General features: G+C 71.5%; 12 protein-coding genes. 7 read left to right on the top strand and 5 right to left on the bottom strand.

Annotated elements, in window-relative coordinates; all coding sequences use genetic code 11:
* Genes HYV93_25780 through HYV93_25760 form a run of 5 tightly spaced genes read right to left on the bottom strand, consistent with a single transcriptional unit; the run spans position 1 to position 4,455 of the window.
* Positions 1-1,290, bottom strand: a complete 1,290-nt coding sequence (locus HYV93_25780; GenBank protein ID MBI2529386.1) for a TRAP transporter large permease — start codon at positions 1,288-1,290, stop codon at positions 1-3.
* Positions 1,287-1,775, bottom strand: a complete 489-nt coding sequence (locus tag HYV93_25775) for a TRAP transporter small permease (protein ID MBI2529385.1) — start codon at positions 1,773-1,775, stop codon at positions 1,287-1,289. Before HYV93_25775 ends, HYV93_25780 begins: the two co-directional genes overlap by 4 nt.
* 7 nt (positions 1,776-1,782) lie before the next feature.
* Entirely contained in the window at positions 1,783-2,790 is a 1,008-nt protein-coding gene (dctP, locus tag HYV93_25770; protein MBI2529384.1) for a TRAP transporter substrate-binding protein DctP, read from the bottom strand.
* Between the two features lie 37 nt (positions 2,791-2,827).
* Positions 2,828-3,634: an alpha/beta fold hydrolase gene (locus tag HYV93_25765; protein MBI2529383.1), complete on the bottom strand. Its 807-nt coding sequence runs from the start codon at positions 3,632-3,634 to the stop codon at positions 2,828-2,830.
* Positions 3,622-4,455, bottom strand: coding sequence for an alpha/beta hydrolase (locus tag HYV93_25760; GenBank protein MBI2529382.1), 834 nt, complete (start codon positions 4,453-4,455; stop codon positions 3,622-3,624). Before HYV93_25760 ends, HYV93_25765 begins: the two co-directional genes overlap by 13 nt.
* Positions 4,456-4,970: 515 nt before the next feature.
* Between HYV93_25760 and HYV93_25755 the strand changes: the two genes are divergently transcribed.
* The 7 genes from HYV93_25755 to HYV93_25725 all read left to right on the top strand — a co-directional run bounded on the left by HYV93_25755 (position 4,971) and on the right by HYV93_25725 (position 15,055).
* On the top strand, positions 4,971-7,691 hold the full coding sequence (locus HYV93_25755) for a tetratricopeptide repeat protein (GenBank protein ID MBI2529381.1): 2,721 nt from the start codon (positions 4,971-4,973) through the stop codon (positions 7,689-7,691).
* Entirely contained in the window at positions 7,691-7,909 is a 219-nt protein-coding gene (locus HYV93_25750) for a PqqD family protein (GenBank protein MBI2529380.1), read from the top strand. The genes HYV93_25755 and HYV93_25750 overlap by 1 nt, the downstream gene beginning before the upstream one ends.
* Positions 7,887-8,960, top strand: a complete 1,074-nt coding sequence (locus tag HYV93_25745) for an ATP-grasp domain-containing protein (GenBank protein ID MBI2529379.1) — start codon at positions 7,887-7,889, stop codon at positions 8,958-8,960. Before HYV93_25750 ends, HYV93_25745 begins: the two co-directional genes overlap by 23 nt.
* Before the next feature lie 4 nt (positions 8,961-8,964).
* On the top strand, positions 8,965-10,074 hold the full coding sequence (locus HYV93_25740; protein MBI2529378.1) for a hypothetical protein: 1,110 nt from the start codon (positions 8,965-8,967) through the stop codon (positions 10,072-10,074).
* Positions 10,004-11,452: an alanine racemase gene (locus tag HYV93_25735; protein ID MBI2529377.1), complete on the top strand. Its 1,449-nt coding sequence runs from the start codon at positions 10,004-10,006 to the stop codon at positions 11,450-11,452. Before HYV93_25740 ends, HYV93_25735 begins: the two co-directional genes overlap by 71 nt.
* Positions 11,453-11,580: 128 nt before the next feature.
* On the top strand, positions 11,581-13,647 hold the full coding sequence (locus tag HYV93_25730; GenBank protein MBI2529376.1) for an urea transporter: 2,067 nt from the start codon (positions 11,581-11,583) through the stop codon (positions 13,645-13,647).
* Positions 13,648-13,711: 64 nt separating this feature from the next.
* Positions 13,712-15,055 carry a sigma-54-dependent Fis family transcriptional regulator gene (locus HYV93_25725; GenBank protein ID MBI2529375.1) on the top strand — a complete coding sequence of 448 codons (1,344 nt, stop codon included), beginning with the start codon at positions 13,712-13,714 and terminating at the stop codon, positions 15,053-15,055.
* The last annotated feature ends 134 nt before the right edge of the window (positions 15,056-15,189 follow it).

Below are 15,189 nucleotides of genomic sequence, written 5' to 3'. Positions count from 1 at the left end.
TCAGCGCATCAGATTGGGCAGGAACGTCGCGAGCCCGGGCACGAGGATGAGCAGGGCGATGGCGGCGGCTTCGGCGAGCAGGAAGGGCAGGGCGCCGCGGAACACCTCGTCGAGGGGCACCTTGGCCACCGAGCTCACCACGAACACCGTGAGGCCCACGGGCGGGGTGACCAGGCCCACCTCGCCCATCGCGATCACGATGACGCCGAACCAGATGGGGTCGAACCCCATCGCCGTCACCGCGGGGAACACGACGGGCAGCGTGAGGAGCAAGATCGGCACGTTGTCCATGAACATGCCGAGCACGAGGTAGATCGGCAGGATGATCAGCACGAGCGTGGCCACGGGGCTGAGGGGCACGGAGGTGAGGATGCTGCTCACCGTCTGCGTCACGCCGGCGATGGTCAGGAAGAAGCTGAAGAAGTGAGCGCCGATCACGATCGTCATGATCATCGTCGTCGTCATCGCCGTGTTGTAGAGCGCGGGGAGGATCTCACGCAGTCCGAGGCGGCCCATCGCGATCGTGATGACGAGGGCGCCCGCCGCTCCCACGGCGCCCGCTTCCGTCGGAGTGAAGAATCCCGCGTACATGCCGCCGATGATGAGGGTCACCAGGACCACGATCGTCCAGACGGGCTTGAGCGACTCCAGGTGCTCGTGTCGCGAGAAGGGGAGGACGCGCGGGGCGATGCGGGGCACGAAGCGCACCCAGCCCCACACGACGGCGGCGTAGAGGAGGGCGGTGAGGATGCCGGGAATGACCCCGGCGATGAAGAGCTGGCCGATCGACGTCTCCGTCTGGACGCCGTAGATCACCATCGGAATGCTGGGCGGGATCATGATGGCGAGCGTCCCCCCCATGGCGATGGTCCCCGCGGCGAAGGAGCGGTCGTAGCCGTAGCGGGTCATCTCGTCCATGCTCGCGCCGGCGATGGCGGCCGCGGAGGCCGTGCTCGCGCCCGACATCGCGCCCATCGCCGCCGACGAGAAGATGGCCGCCATCCCGAGGCCCCCCGGCCAGTGCCCCGTCCACTTGTACGCCGCGTGGTAGAGGTCACGGGCGAGACCGCCGCGCGTGGAGAACTCCGCCATGAGCACGAACATGGGCACCGCGGACAGGATGAAGCTGGCCGACTCCCGGTAGGGATTGAGGGCGAGGAGCCCGAGGGCCACGTCGGCGCCGCCCGCGAGGTAGAGGCCGAGCAGGCCTGCCACCCCGAGGGCGATGCCGATCGGCATGCCGACGATGAAGAGGACCATGAGCAGGCCGATCGGGATCGCGACCGTCACATGTGGCCCTCCGCCCCACGGACCCGGCCGCGGGCCAGCGCCGCGATGTCGCGCAGCAGCCAGAGGCACATGATCAGGGAGCCGACGACGACGAGCGCGTAGGCGGGGGCCATCGGGTAGGCCAGCTCGCTCGCCGACCGCTTGTCGATGGCGAGGGCCTCCCGCGTCTGGCCCAGGCCCTGCCAGGCGATGAGCGCGAAGTACACGAGCGACACTGCGGCGACGCCGATGCGGACGGGGGCGCGGCCGATCCACGGCAGCCACCGCGCGAACAGCTCGATGCGGATGTGCCGCCCCTCGCCATAGGCGAAGCCCATGGCCAGGAAGACGATGGCGACCATGAGGTACTCCTCGATGATCTCCACGGCCCCGGCAACGGGAATGCGGAGGCTGCGCCCGGTCGCGTCCGCGACGATGAGCAGCATCGTCGCGAACGTCACGGCCGCGGTGACGAGACGGCAGGCGCGATCGACGAGGGCGAACACGCGGGGCTCAGCGGCTCCCGGCGAGCGCCTTGTCCCACGCCTCCAGGGCCTCGGACCCAGCCAGGCCTCGCGCCTTCATGCTCGCCGCCCACTGGTCGCGCACGGGCCGGAGCGCGTCCTCCCACTCCTTGCGCGCGCCGCCCTTGGCGACGTCGGTGACCGTGACACCGGAGGCCCGGAAGGACTCGATGGTCGCCAGCGTGGACTTGTCCAGGTCCACCCACGCCCGCGGCATGATCTCCTCCGCCGCCTTCATCATGGCCGCCCGCACCTCCGCCGGCCACGAGCTCCAGGCGGTCTCGTTCACGCAGTAGAGGACGTGGGCGTAGGCGATGTTCGCGCCGATGGTCCCGTGCTTCGTCACCTCGCCGAGCTTGTACGACTTCGCGACGCTGTAGGGAAAGAGCAGGCCGTCGAGCGTGCGGCGCTGCATGCCCGTGTACATCTCGGGAGCCGCCATCGTGACCGGCGTACTGCCGAGCGCCCGCGCGGCCGCCACCTGGCCCTCGCCCGCCGCCCGGATCTTCAACCCGCGCAGGTCCGCCGGCGTCTTCACGGGCTTCCCGGTCAGCGCCTCGTACGCGTCGAGCGGCTCGATGAGGAGCACCCGCACGCCGGCTCGCCGGAACTCGTCCTGGATCGCGGCGTGCTGGAACAGCCGCTGGAGGGCGCGGCCACCGTGAGCGACCGAGTCGTAGCCGTTCGGCAGGAAGGTGACGCCCGTGAGGGCGAACTCGGTGGGAAAGAGCCCGGGGTTGACGAGCGCGATGTCGACCACCCGCCGCTGCACGGCGCCCAGGGCCTCGACCTGCTTCACGAGCTGCTGGGCGGGGAAGTGGGTGAACCCGACGCGCTTGCCGGACAGCTCCTCGACCCGCGCCATCCACGGCTTGGTGAGCGTCTGCGGGATCACGTGGCCCGCCGGGAAGTGGTCCGCGATCTTCACGGTGATTTCGGCCGGCGCGGCCGGGCTCGACCACCCCAGGGCGAGCGCGCACAGGGCCCCCAGGGACATCACACGGATCGGCGTCGTCCTCGTCGTCGTCTCCTGTTCAGGCGTTCCGCTCGAGGAATGCGAGCGTGGCGGCGATGCTGTCGGCCGGCCGCGCGCTCATCACGTTGAAGGGCGCTCCCTCGAGGACCACCATCTCGGCCCGCGGCATCCGCCCGGCCGCCCGGCGGACGCTCTCCAGCGTGTCCTGCTGCGACTCGCTGCCGGTGAGGATCAGCGTGGGAGCCTTGACGAGGGGCAGGCGAGGGGTGAGGTCGAGCTGCCCGGCGTAGCGGAACACCTTTGCGAGCAGCCAGCCGGGCACGCGGGCTTGCTGCGTCACGTACCACTCGCGCAGCTCGGGGTCGGCGTCCCTGGGCAGGCGAAGGTGGTTCGTCTGGCGCGCCCACTGCTCCGCCCCTTCGCGCTCCGCCGTGCGCGCCCAGCCCTCCCAGTCCACCGCGGGGGAGGCGCGCCAGTTGTAGCCGAAGCCGGGGAGCACGAGGGCGCGCACGCGCCCCGGATACCGCGCGGCCAGCTCCACGGCCACCGACGAGGAGAACTCCGCCATGACGAAGGTGGCGGCGTCGAGCCCGAGCTGGTCGAGCGCGCCGACGAGGTCGGCGGCGAACGGCTCCAGCCCCATGGTGAAGTCGCGGGGCGGAAGGCTCGAGTCGCCGTGGCCCCGCTGGTCGAGGTTGATCACCCGGTACCGGCGCGCGAGGGCGGGAATCCAGTCGTACCAGAAGCGGCGGTTCTTGCTGAACCCGTGCACGAGGATGACGGGGCGCGCCGGCCTCCAGGGCTCCGTGAAGTCGTGCTCGTCGTAGGCGATCCGCGCGCCGTCGGGCAGGGTCAGGAATGCCACGGCGTTCTCCTCTGTTCGGCGATGAACTCCAGGACCAGGCGCGCGCACTCGTCGGGCCGCACCGCGGCCACGTGGTAGGCCGCCCCGGGCAGCACGCGCAGCGACGAGCGCGGGATGAGCGCCTGGTAGGCACGGACGGTGTCCACGGACTGCAGCGCGCTCCCCTCGGTCGTGCAGATGAGCGCGGGCGCCTGGATCCTCGGCAGCGCGGCCCGGATGTCGAGCCGGCCCGCGGCGGCGGTGGCCCCGATGCAGGCCTCGGGGCGTGCGCGCGCCATCAGCCCCTCGGTCCACCACCGCACGTGCTCCTCGGAGGCGTCGGGGCCGAGGCGGGCGCGCTGCGTCTCTGCCGCCCACGCCCGCACGCCGTCCCGCCGGATCCGCCCGGCGAACGTGGCGAGGTCGACGCGCCCGCCTGATCCGGCCGCGGCGACGGGGGAGCTGAGCACGGAGAGCGTCCGCGTGCGGTCGGGAAAGTCGGCGGCGAACTGCATCGCGATCGTTCCACCGTACTTGGCGCCGACGACGTGCACGGCGTCGAGACCGAGCGCATCGAGGAGGCGGGCCACCTCGGCTGCGAAGGCGGGAGGCGACCAGTCGAAGCTCGGCGGGGGCAGCGGCGAGCGGCCGAACCCCGGCAGGTCCGGGCGCACCACGCGAAGCTGAGCGGCGAGGTGCGGCACCCAGCAGCGCCATGCCTGCGCGGACTCCGCGATGCCGTGCAGGAGCACGGCGATCTCGGGCTGCCGCCACGGCGGCCCGAACCAGTCGTCGTCGTACGCGAGGCCGGTGCCGGGCGTGCGCAGGCCCGAGGTGTTCAACTGGGTGAACGCATTGTCTTGGATGTGAAACTCGCGCAGTCTAGCACCGGACCTGCGAGACGGTCAAGGAGCCGTCAGACTCGTTCCTCGGCGCCCGCCCTCGCGCTCCGGCCGCCTCTCCCGCGGGCCCCGCGGCCATTCCTCTCGAGACCCGGGCGTTGCACCCGGTCTTGTCCAGCGCCGCCGCCCGACCGATCGCGATGTCCGCCATCTGCGTCCGGCACCGGGGAAAGGTTCAGGCTCCGCGGATGTGCCAGCCCGGCAAGGCGGCGTGCCAACCTGGCATTCCCCCGGGGCTCCTCCCGTCCCCTCCAGAGCCAACTCGGTGATTTTCAGGGAGCTCTGACTCATGCGGCCGGTGGCATCGCCCGTGCACCTGAGTCCCCCATGCCACAACATCCGGCGTGCGGGCGCTGTCACAGGGTGCCGCCGCGCCGCAGCTGCTGGTCACCGGGAGGCCGCTCCATCCGCCAGTCACCGCGACCAGGCGGGTCGGGGCGAGGGGAGGGACCGCGATGAGCAGGAGATCTCTGGTGTCGGTGGTGGCGTGCGTCGTTCTGGTCGGGCTCGCCGGCGCGCTCGCCGGCGCCGTGGCGGCGCCCAGTCAGGACGAGGCGGTCAAGCTCTTCAAGGCGGAGAAGTTCGCCGAGGCCGAGAAGGCGCTGGGCGCCATCCTCGCGAAGTCGCCGGACGCGATGGATGCCCGCCTCCTCATGGGGTGGAGCCTCTGGGGCCAGGGGCGCTACGACGAGGCGCTGGTCCGCTTCAAGAGCGTCCTGCGCGAGGCTCCGGCCCAGCGGCGTCCCACGACCGACGAGATGATCACCTTCGACATCGCCGCGGATGTCACGGCCATCAACAACCCAGACCTGGCCTCGGCCCGGAAGGGCCTGGGCTGGACCTATTTCAAGAAGGGATGGGTGCGACTCGCGCACGCGCAGTTCACCGCTCTCAACAGGCTGTCGTCGAAATGGGACGAGCCGTACCTGGGGCTCGGGTTCGTCCATCTCGCCCAGGGCAAGTTCAAGGAATCCGAGGCTGCATTCCGCGAGCACCTGGCCCAGACGCCGTCGGGGACCAACAAGCCTCACGAGGGCCAGCGGGGCCTGGGTGATCTCTTCGTGGCCAAGGGCGAGCCCGCCAGGGCGATTCCGCACCTGGTGGCGGCCCTGAAGGGCAAGCCCGCATGGCCGGAGGTGCAGTCCCTCCTCGCCTGGAGCTACCTGCAGACGGGCGACTCCGCGAGGGCCGCGGAGGTCTTCACCCAGCTCAAGACGATGCGCCCGGCCGAGGCCGAGGCGGGGCTCGCGTGGGTCGCCCTCAAGCGGGACCGCCTCGACGAGGCCGAGGCGGGTTTCGGCCGCGCGCTGGTGGCCTTGCCCGGATACGGGCGGGCGCTGGAAGGGATGCGCGAGCTCAGGGGCAAGCGCTACAAGGCCTTCGACGATGCCTGGGCGCTCTACTACGGCGGCAAGCACGGAGAGGCCGTCGCCGCCTTCGAGCGGCTGCGCAAGGAGCCGGGCCGGCTGCCCGAGACCATGAAGCCGCTGGTGCTCAACGGTCTCGGCTGGTCGCGCCTCGGGCTCGGCGAGGCGGAGGAGGCGGACAAGCTCTTCCGGGAGTCGCTGCGCCAGCTGCCGAACGGCGCCGAGGCCACGGCCGGGCTCGGATTCATCGCGCTGCGGAGCAAGGAGTGGGAGAAGGCCGAGAAGGCCTTCGTCCAGGCCAACGGGACCATCCCCGGCCTGGCCGCAGCTGCCAACGGCTTCGCCGCCCTCCGCACCGCGCGCTTCGGCCCCCACGACAGGGCCTGGGAACTCTTCTACCTCGGCAAGCACGAGCAGGCCATCAAGGCCTTCGAGGCGCTCCTGGTCAGCCCGGGAGATCTGCCGGTCACGGCGCTTCCTTTCGTTCGCGGCGGCATCGGCTGGTCCGAGCTGGCGCTCGGCAAGGTCGACCGCGCCGAGGAGGCCTTCAAGCAGATCCGGCCCGCCTCGAAGCTGGAGGCGGCCGAGGCGAAGGTCGGCATCGGCTGGATCGCGCTCCGGCGCCAGCAGCCCGAGCAGGCCCAGAAGCTCTTCGCCGAGGCGCTGACCGACGCGCCCGGCTACGCCGCCGCCCTGCGAGGGTTCGCCGAGCTGAGGCGCGTGCGCGCCCCCGAGCTGGATGGGGCCTGGGCCGCGTACAACCAGGGCAAGTTCGGTGAGTCGGCAGCGCTGTTCAAGAAGGTGAGCGGCACCGCCGGGCTTCCGGCCGAGTACGTGCGAGAGGCCCGCCGCGGACATGCCTGGAGCCACTACTACGGCGGCAAGCTCCAGGAGGCTGCCGTCGAGTTCGAGGAGCTCGTCAAGGCCGGCGAGGACGCCGATGTCCTGTACGGGCAGGGGCTGGCTCTGGCTGGCCTGGGCCAGCACGGTGGGGCAGTTCCCGCGCTCGGGCGCGCAGCCGCGCTCGTGCCCGGCTCGCTCGACTACCAGGCCGCCCACGGCCGGGCGCTGCTCGCCAGCGGGGATGCCAAGGGGGCCCTGGCGGCCTTCACGGCGGCCTACCGAATCGCTCCGGCCTCCCCCGAGGTGAATCGCATGCTCGGCTGGACCTACGTGAAGCTCAACCGCCCCGGGGAGGCCAAGGCAGCCTACCGCTACGCCCTCACCCTCATCCCGGGCTACGCGGACGACAAGCCCTTCCGGGAGCTGACAGGCAGCAAGGACTACCGCGATCTCCGGAGCGACCTGGCCTGGGGCTATGTCAGATGGCAGGCCTTCGAGCCCGCGCGCAAGCTCTTCGAGGAGATCGCCAAGGACGACGCGGCCGACAGCAATGCGTGGTTCGGCCACGGCTACGCTCTCTACAAGCTCGGCAAGACCTCCGAGGCCGAGGCGAGCCTCAACCGCGCGCTCAAGGCCAAGCGCCGAGCGGAGCACCGCACGGTGTGGGTCGTGTTCCCGGAGTCGGGCAGCTACCCGGTGTTGACGGACGCGCAGTCCATTCTCGGCTGGGTCTCGGTGCTGGCGGGCAAGTGCGAGCAGGCCGTCGAGCGCTTCGACGCTTCGCTGGACCGCGACCCCGACCTGGTCTCCTCCATGGTGGGCAAGGCCAGCTGCCTCGCGAAGAAGGGCGACCAGCCCGCCGCGCGGGAGATCTTCCTGACCGCGCAGGAGATGTATCCGGCCTATCCGCCGGTCCTGGCCGGGCTCCGCGCCACCGAGCCGAAGAAGACGGCGGGGGCGCGCTGATGGAGTCGCGCTTTCTCTTCAGGGAGGACTGCGGTGACGTGTTCACCCTGAACGCCACGGGCGCCCTCGTCCACCGCCTCTACCGCCAGGGCACAGCGCCCGAGGACATTGCCCAGCGGCTGGCGAGATCCCACGGGATCCCGCCAGCCCGGGCCCTCGCCGACGTGCTGGCCTTCCTCTCCCAGGTGCGGATCCATGGACTCCTCTCCGAATCGTAGCCCGACCGTTGCAATCACGGGGCTCGCGGCCTCGGACAATCCGGGGCCGGGGGTGGCGGTGGCCCGCTGCCTCAGGGAGGCGCGCGGGCCCCGCCAGACCCTGGTCGGGCTGGCGTTCGACCACCGATTCACCGGGCTCTACGCGACGGACCTGATCGACGAGGTCTTCCTCATCCCGGCGCCGGCCTACGGGGACCGGAGCTTCGTCCAGGCCCTGGCAGACGTCAGGCGGCAAACGCCCATCGACGTGCTCATCCCTGCGCTGGACCCCGACGTCGGGCTCTGCGCCGGGACGCGCCGCTCGCTGGCGGGGCTCGGCATCCACACCCTCGTGCCCGACGCGGCAGCCATCCGCCGTCGCGCCAAGTCCGTGCTCTCGCCGCTGGCCGAGGCTTCGGGCTTTGCCGCCCCGCGCACGGTCACGCTCCTGTCGCAGACGGCCATGACGGCGGCGCTCCGCGACCTCGCGCTCCCGTTCTTCCTCAAGGGGTCCTTCGCCGACGCCAGGCTCGTCAGCACGGCGGAGCAGGCGCATGCGGAGTTCGAGCGGCTGGTGGGCCAGTGGGGATTCCCGCTCCTGGCGCAGGAGCGGGTGATCGGCGACGAGCTGAACGTCACCGTGCTCTTCAACCGGAAGAGCGAGCTGGTCGGGGCCGTGCCCATGCGGAAGCTGGGAGTCACGGACCGGGGCAAGGGCTGGGCCGGGGTCACCGTGCGGCTGCCGGAGGTCGTGGAGCGCGCCGGCCACCTGCTCCGGTCCATCGACTGGGTGGGTCCTGCCGAGCTGGAGATGATCCGGGATCCCGCCTCGAACCGGTTCTACCTCATCGAGATCAATCCTCGCTTCCCCGCCTGGACCTATCTCACCGCGGCGGCGGGACAGAACCTGCCATGGGCGGCGGTGCAGCTGGCCATGGGGAGAGAGGTCCGCCCCTTCCGCGAGGTCCGCCCGGGCCAGCTCTTCGTCCGGTCGGTGGAGGATGCCTTCCATCCCTTCGACCGGGTGGAGGCGCTGACATCCTCGCGTCATGTGGTCCTGCGGGGGAGGTGAGGCCATGACCGCGAAGCCGACCTGGGTGGCGATCACTGGCATCACCGGGGCGGACGAGCCCAGCGCCGGGCTGGCCGCGGCCCAGTCGCTCAAGAGGGGGCCCGGCGCCGCCGGCCTTCGCGTGGTCGCGCTGGCGGAGAGCGCGTTCTCGGACGGCCTCCAGGCCGTCCCCGCTGCCGACGAGGTGGTCGTGGTACCCTCCCCCCGCCGCGAGCCGGAGGCCTTCGTCGCGGCGGTCAGCGAGCTGGCCCGGGGTCGGCGCTTCGTCCTGCTGCCGGGCTCGCCCGGAGACGTGGTGGCGCTGGCGCCTCGCCGCGAGGCCCTCGCCCGGGCCGGCGTCCGCCACCTGCTCCCGTCGCCCCGTCAGGCTGCAGGCTTGCCCTTTCTCGGGGTGTCGAGGGTTGCCGGGGTGCGGCTGCCGCGCGGCTCGGGCCTCGATCCCGCAAGCCTGGGCAAGCTGGCGCTCAGACCGTGCGCGTGGCCCCTGCTCCTGCGGACCACCGACGGGCGCCTGGCCTCGGCCGCCACGCTCGCCGAGATCCCGGCCCTGGTCCAGGCGATGGCGCGCCCCTGGGGCATGGCGACGCGCGCCCACGAGCCCACGCTGGGGACGGAGATCAGCGTCGCCGTCCTCTGCGGCGGCCACGGGCGGGTGCTGGGGCTGGCCGCGGCGTTGCCGCTCCAGCGCGGCAGCAACGGAGCCCTCTGGTCCGCCGTGACCACCGCGGACCCCGCGGTCCTGGCTGCCGCCCGCCGCATCCTGGATGTCGCGCGCTGGACCGGCCCCGGTGAGCTTCACCTGATCCGGGACGAGGCCGGCGCCCTCTGGTTCACGGGCGTGACGCCCGGCTTTCCTTCCTGGATCTCCCTGGCCGCCGCTGCCGGGCGGCCGCTGGCCCGCCAGTACGTGGGGCTCTGCCTGGGGGCAGCCCCCGTACTGCCCGCGACGTACCGGGACGGCCTGTTCCTGTCCCGGGTGGCGATGGACGTCGCGATGCCGATCACCACGCTAGGCCAGCTGGCCACCGAAGGAGCCTTCTCCCATGACACCAGCCACGCGGGAACTCTACGAGCGGCCTCTGATCATGCGGCGCGAGCTGGGCTCGCTCACTAAGCAGTGGGGCGGCGGCGGTCCGGGCGCCCCTCCCATCGCGGTCGGTGAGGCGGTGGACGGCGTGAGCGCCCAGAGCCTCAAGAGCAAGTACGGCTCCCCGCTCTACGTCGTCTCCGAGGCCACGCTCCGGAAGAACCTGCGCGGGTTCCTCTCGGCCTTCCGCTCCCGCTATCCCGAGACGGTGGTGGCCTACTCGTACAAGACCAACTACGTGTCCGGGATCTGCGCCACCCTCCACCAGGAAGGAGCATGGGCCGAGGTGGTCTCCGGGTTCGAGCTGGAGCGTGCCCGGGCGCTGGGCATGCCCGGGTCCCAGATCGTCTACAACGGCCCTTACAAGCCCTTCGATCACCTCCTCGAGGCGACCCGGCTGGGCGTCCGGGTCAACGTGGACAACCTCGAGGAGCTGGCCGACCTCGAGGAGGTCTCGCGGCAGCTCAGGCGTCCGGTCAAGATCGGGATCCGGGTGAACATGCGCCTCAACGATCCGCCGTGGGACAAGTTCGGCTTCAACATGGAGTCGGGCCAGGCGCTGGAGGTGTGCCGCAGGATCCACGGCTCGAAGCTCCTGCGGCTCGCGGGCTTCCACCTGCACGCCGGGACCTATCTCGCCAACGTGGAGATCTACAAGCGCGCCATCACCGGGCTCCTGGATCTGGCCATGACCGTCGAGGCGCAGCGCCTCGGTGACATCGAGTACCTGGACCTGGGCGGCGGCTACGCCTCGCGGAACACCATCCTCAGCCAGCTCCTGCCCGGGGAGATGACGACCCCGAGCTACGCCGAGTACGCCGAGGCCATCGCGGGGCCGCTCAAGGCCGGAGTCAAGCGGCTGCCCCGCCGCCCGCTGCTCATCCTGGAGCCGGGGCGCTCCATCGTGGACGACGCCGTCTCCCTCCTGGTGAGCGTCGTGGCGGTCAAGAAGACGCCCGACGGGCGCACGCTCGTCGTGGTCGACGGGGGCGTGAACCTCCTGCCCACGGCCTACTACTTCAGGCACGACGTGGTCACCGGGCGCGAGGCCGAGGGAGACTCCGCGCGTGTGGACATCGTCGGCCCCCTCTGCATGCAGATCGACGTGCTGCGGCGGGATGTGTCGCTGCCGCCGGTGAGTCGGGGCAGCATGCTCCTCTTCCGCAATGCCGGCGCCTACACGGTGTCCAACTCCATGCAGTTCATCTACCCGCGGCCTCCCGTCGTCGTCGTGTCCGGGAGGGAGACGCATGTGCTCCGCAGGGGCGAGCGGACCGAGGACCTGGTGCGTCTGGACGAGATGCCGGTCCATCTCGCGCCGCGTCGCGCGGCTGCCAGCCGGAACGGGAACGGCAACGGCAACGGCGCCGCCCACGCGAACGGGCACGCCCGGGGTCGGCGCTGAGCCTCCTCCGCGCGGCACTCGGCGGGGCCGGCCAGGTCCTCTATGCCGCCTCCCCGACGGCGGGGGCGTGGTTCCTCCTGGCCTTCACTCTCTTTTCTCCCCCCGCGGCGCTCGGAGCTCTCCTGGGCTTGCTGGTCGCCACGGCCATGGCCCGGGGGCTGGGCTGGAACCGGGGGCTGCTGGGCCAGGGGCTGTTCGGCTACAACGCGGCCATGGTGGGGCTCGCGTGGGCGGCGTTCTTTCCGCCCTCCTCGCCGGCCTTCCTCCTCGTGCTGCCGGCTGCCGTCCTGGCGACCTGGCTCCACGGTCGGCTCCTGCCCCCATTCGCGCGGCGGGAGCTACCGGTGCTCGGGGTTCCCTTCGTCCTGGTGATCTGGGGCGCGGGACTCCTGTTCGGGCGCCTCGGCGTCGGGCAGCTGGCGCCGATCATCCCTCCGGCGCTCGCAGGACCGGCGGCGGGCTGGGCGACCCCGGCGCTCAGGGATATGGTCGCGTCCTTCGTCCTCGCCTCACTGCCGGGCGCCGTGGCGGCCGCCATCGGGCTCTGGTGCGTGTCCCGGGCGGCTCTCGGCGTCGGCCTCGCGGGGCTCTCCTTCGGACTCGGCACCGCCATGCTCCTGGGGGGCCTCGAGGGCTTGCTCTGGATCGGCGGCTACGCCTACACGGCGCTGCCCGTGGCTCTGGGGACGGCCGGCGTGTTCTTCCCGCTGACCGGACGGACGCTCGCCCTCGCGGCCGGGATGTCAGGGCTTGGTGTGCTCGGGTGGGTGGGCCTTGTCTGGGCCCTCGCGCCCCTGGGGCTATACCCCGTCACCGCCATGGCCCACGTCCTGGTGCTGGGCCTGCTCGTCGCGGCGAAGAGCCCCTCGGCCTCGGCCGCCCTGGGGATTCGCCCGCGCCCCCTCTCGGAGGCGACGCTGCCGGGAGAGATCGAGGCGGTCGCACCGGCCGGGCCATTGCCCGAGGCAGAGATCGCCGACCTCGTCCGGCTCATCCGCCGCTCCTCGAGCATCGTCGTGCTGTCGGGGGCGGGCATGAGCACGGAGTCCGGACTCCCGGACTATCGGAGCCAGACCGGCTTCTGGTACGACGCCAATGCCGAGGCGCTGACCCATGCTCGCTTCCTGGAGTCGGCCTCCTCGCGGCGCCTTCACTGGCGGCTCCACTGGCGCTTCAGCCGCGCGCTGGAGCGGGCGGCGCCCAATGCCGGCCACGCGATGCTCGTCGAGCTCGAGCGCGAGGGCAAGCTGCTGGGGGTCATCACGCAGAACGTGGACGGCCTGCACCAGGCCGCGGGCCTTCCGGCGGAGCGCGTGGTCGAGCTGCACGGCAATGCACGTGCGGCCGTGTGTCTCGGTTGCGAGGCGCGCCTGCCGTCGGCGTCCGTGCCCCCGCAAGGAAGCGGAAGGCCCCCCACCTGCCCCCGCTGCGGGGGAGCGCTCAAGGTGGACTCCGTGAGCTTCGGAGAGGCGCTGGACGCGAGCCGGCTGGCGCTGGCCGCCTGGTGGTCCCGGAGCGCGGACCTCATGCTCGTCCTCGGGACGTCGCTGCAGGTGGCGCCGGCTTCGAACCTCCCCGAGATGACCCGGGAACGAGGCATGCCTGTCGTCATCCTCAACCGGACCGAGACCCGTCTCGACCCCTGGGCGGCCCTCGTGGTGCGTGGCCCTGTCGCACGGGTGCTCGAGGAGGTCAGGAGGCAGCTCATGAGTGCTCCCGTCCAGCGGATGATCCGCCCCATGACCCGGCTCGACTTCCTCCACCTCTGCAGGGTCGTGGACACCTGGTGGAACGATCAGGTCCGCTATCTCCTCCATCCCCTCTACCTCGAGCACTTCCCGCAGACCTGCTTCGTCTGCGAGGAGGCCGGGGAGGTGGCCGGCTTCCTGGTCGGGTTCATCTCCCAGGGGCGGCCCGAGGAGGCGTACGTCCACCTCGTGGGCACCGCCCCGGCCTTCAGGGGGCGGGGGATCGGGCGGGCGCTGTACGAGCACTTCTTCGACCTGGTGCGCAGCCGCGGATGCGTCAAGGTGGTGGCCATCACCGTGCCTCACAACGAGGGGTCGCTGGCCTTCCATCGTCAGATGGGCTTCCATTTTCGCGAGGAGGGCGCCGCGTGGTCCGGGACGCTGCCCCTGGTCCCCGACTACGCCGGCCCGGGTGTCGACTGCGTGGTCATGGAGCGGAAGCTGTAGCGAGAGGAGCGGCGCCGACGAGGAGGTTGGCAACCTGGCCTGACTCGGGTAACTTGGGTCTGGCATGGACAGACCGCGTGTCCTCGTGGTGGACGACGAGAAGGTGCTGCGGGAGCTGCTCGCCGAGGTCCTCGCCTCGTGGGAGTACGAGGCCTCCACTGCCGGCAGCGCCGAGGAGGCGCTGGAGGCGCTCGGCCGGAGCCTCGTGGACGTGGTACTCCTCGACATCATGATGCCGGGCATGAGCGGGATCGACCTCCTCCGGGAGATCAAGCAGCGGGACCTCGACGTCGACGTGGTCATGATGACGGGCCGTCCCACGGTGGAGACGGCCGTCCAGGCCCTGAAGGCGGGGGCCTGTGACTACCTCGAGAAGCCCTTGAATCTGGACGTGCTCCGCCACCTCATGGGCGGGTTGACGGAGCGGCGGCTGCTCAGGCAGGAGGTGCATGCGCTGCGCGCCCGGGTGGGGGACCAGCTGGGTGCCATGGAGCTGGTCGGGGTGTCGGACGCCACGAAGCAGCTCCGGGATCTCATCGACCGGGTGGCGAGCAGCGACTCCCCGGTGCTGATCGAGGGCGAGAGCGGCACCGGCAAGGAGCTCGTGGCGGCCGCGATCCACCACCGGTCGCCCCGCAGCCGGGCCCCGTTCATCCCGGTCAACTGCGGCGCCATTCCCGCGGAGCTGATGGAGTCGGAGTTCTTCGGTCACGCGCGCGGCGCCTTCTCGGGGGCGGTGGCAGATGCCCTCGGCCTCATCCGCTCCGCCCACGGCGGCACGATCTTCCTCGACGAGGTGGCCGAGCTGCCCGCGGCGCTGCAGGTCAAGCTCCTGCGCGTGCTCCAGGACAAGGACGTGCGCCCCGTCGGCGCCGTCAAGACCTTCAAGGTGGAGGTGCGCGTCATCGCCGCCACCAACCGCAACGTGGAGGAGGCCGTCCGGGCCGGCGCCCTCCGCCAGGACCTCTTCTACCGGCTCAACGTGGTGCGCATCCTGGTCACGCCCCTGCGAGAGCGTCGGGCCGACATCTTGCCCCTGGTGACCCATTTCCTCCGCCAGCTCAACCAGAAGCTGGGCCGGCGGGTGAGCGGGGTCGCGCCGGAGGCGATGGAGGCCCTCATGGCGTATGACTTCCCCGGCAACGTGAGGGAGCTGGAGAACCTCCTGCATCGCGCCTATGCCCTCGGCGCCCGGGAAGAGATCACGCTCGAGGATCTCCCGGTCCTGCGCTCCCGGTCCGAAGAGCCCGCGGCGACAGGCGGTCTACCCACCCTCGCGGCGGCCGAACGAGATCTGATCCTCCGCGTCCTTCGCCACCACGGCGGGGACAAGGACCAGGCCGCCCGAGCGCTCGGGATCTCCCGGCGCACCCTCTATCGCCGCATCGAGCAGTACGGCGTCGGCTAGCGTGAGTTTACCCCGGAGCTGGTGGGCGCTTCGGGAAACGGGCTGAAATCACGCGCGATTCTCGCCCGAGGAGCGTAGTTACTACGGAGTCGGGAGCAAGTCAAAGCCCACCGCCAGCCGCCGCGCTGGCTCGG

It is taken from the genome of Candidatus Rokuibacteriota bacterium (assembly GCA_016188005.1).
Taxonomy (GTDB): Bacteria; Methylomirabilota; Methylomirabilia; order Rokubacteriales; family CSP1-6; genus UBA12499.
The sequence above is the reverse complement of the archived record's forward strand: the minus strand, read 5'-3'. Positions and strand labels throughout refer to the sequence as shown.

Coding starts and splice junctions, on each gene's coding strand:
- dctP (MBI2529384.1), bottom strand. CDS start 2,790: ATGTCCCTGGGGGCCCTGTGCGCGCTCGCCCTGGGGTGGTCGAGCCCG.
- HYV93_25755 (MBI2529381.1), top strand. CDS start 4,971: ATGAGCAGGAGATCTCTGGTGTCGGTGGTGGCGTGCGTCGTTCTGGTC.
- HYV93_25750 (MBI2529380.1), top strand. CDS start 7,691: ATGGAGTCGCGCTTTCTCTTCAGGGAGGACTGCGGTGACGTGTTCACC.
- HYV93_25745 (MBI2529379.1), top strand. CDS start 7,887: ATGGACTCCTCTCCGAATCGTAGCCCGACCGTTGCAATCACGGGGCTC.
- HYV93_25740 (MBI2529378.1), top strand. CDS start 8,965: ATGACCGCGAAGCCGACCTGGGTGGCGATCACTGGCATCACCGGGGCG.
- HYV93_25735 (MBI2529377.1), top strand. CDS start 10,004: ATGACACCAGCCACGCGGGAACTCTACGAGCGGCCTCTGATCATGCGG.
- HYV93_25725 (MBI2529375.1), top strand. CDS start 13,712: ATGGACAGACCGCGTGTCCTCGTGGTGGACGACGAGAAGGTGCTGCGG.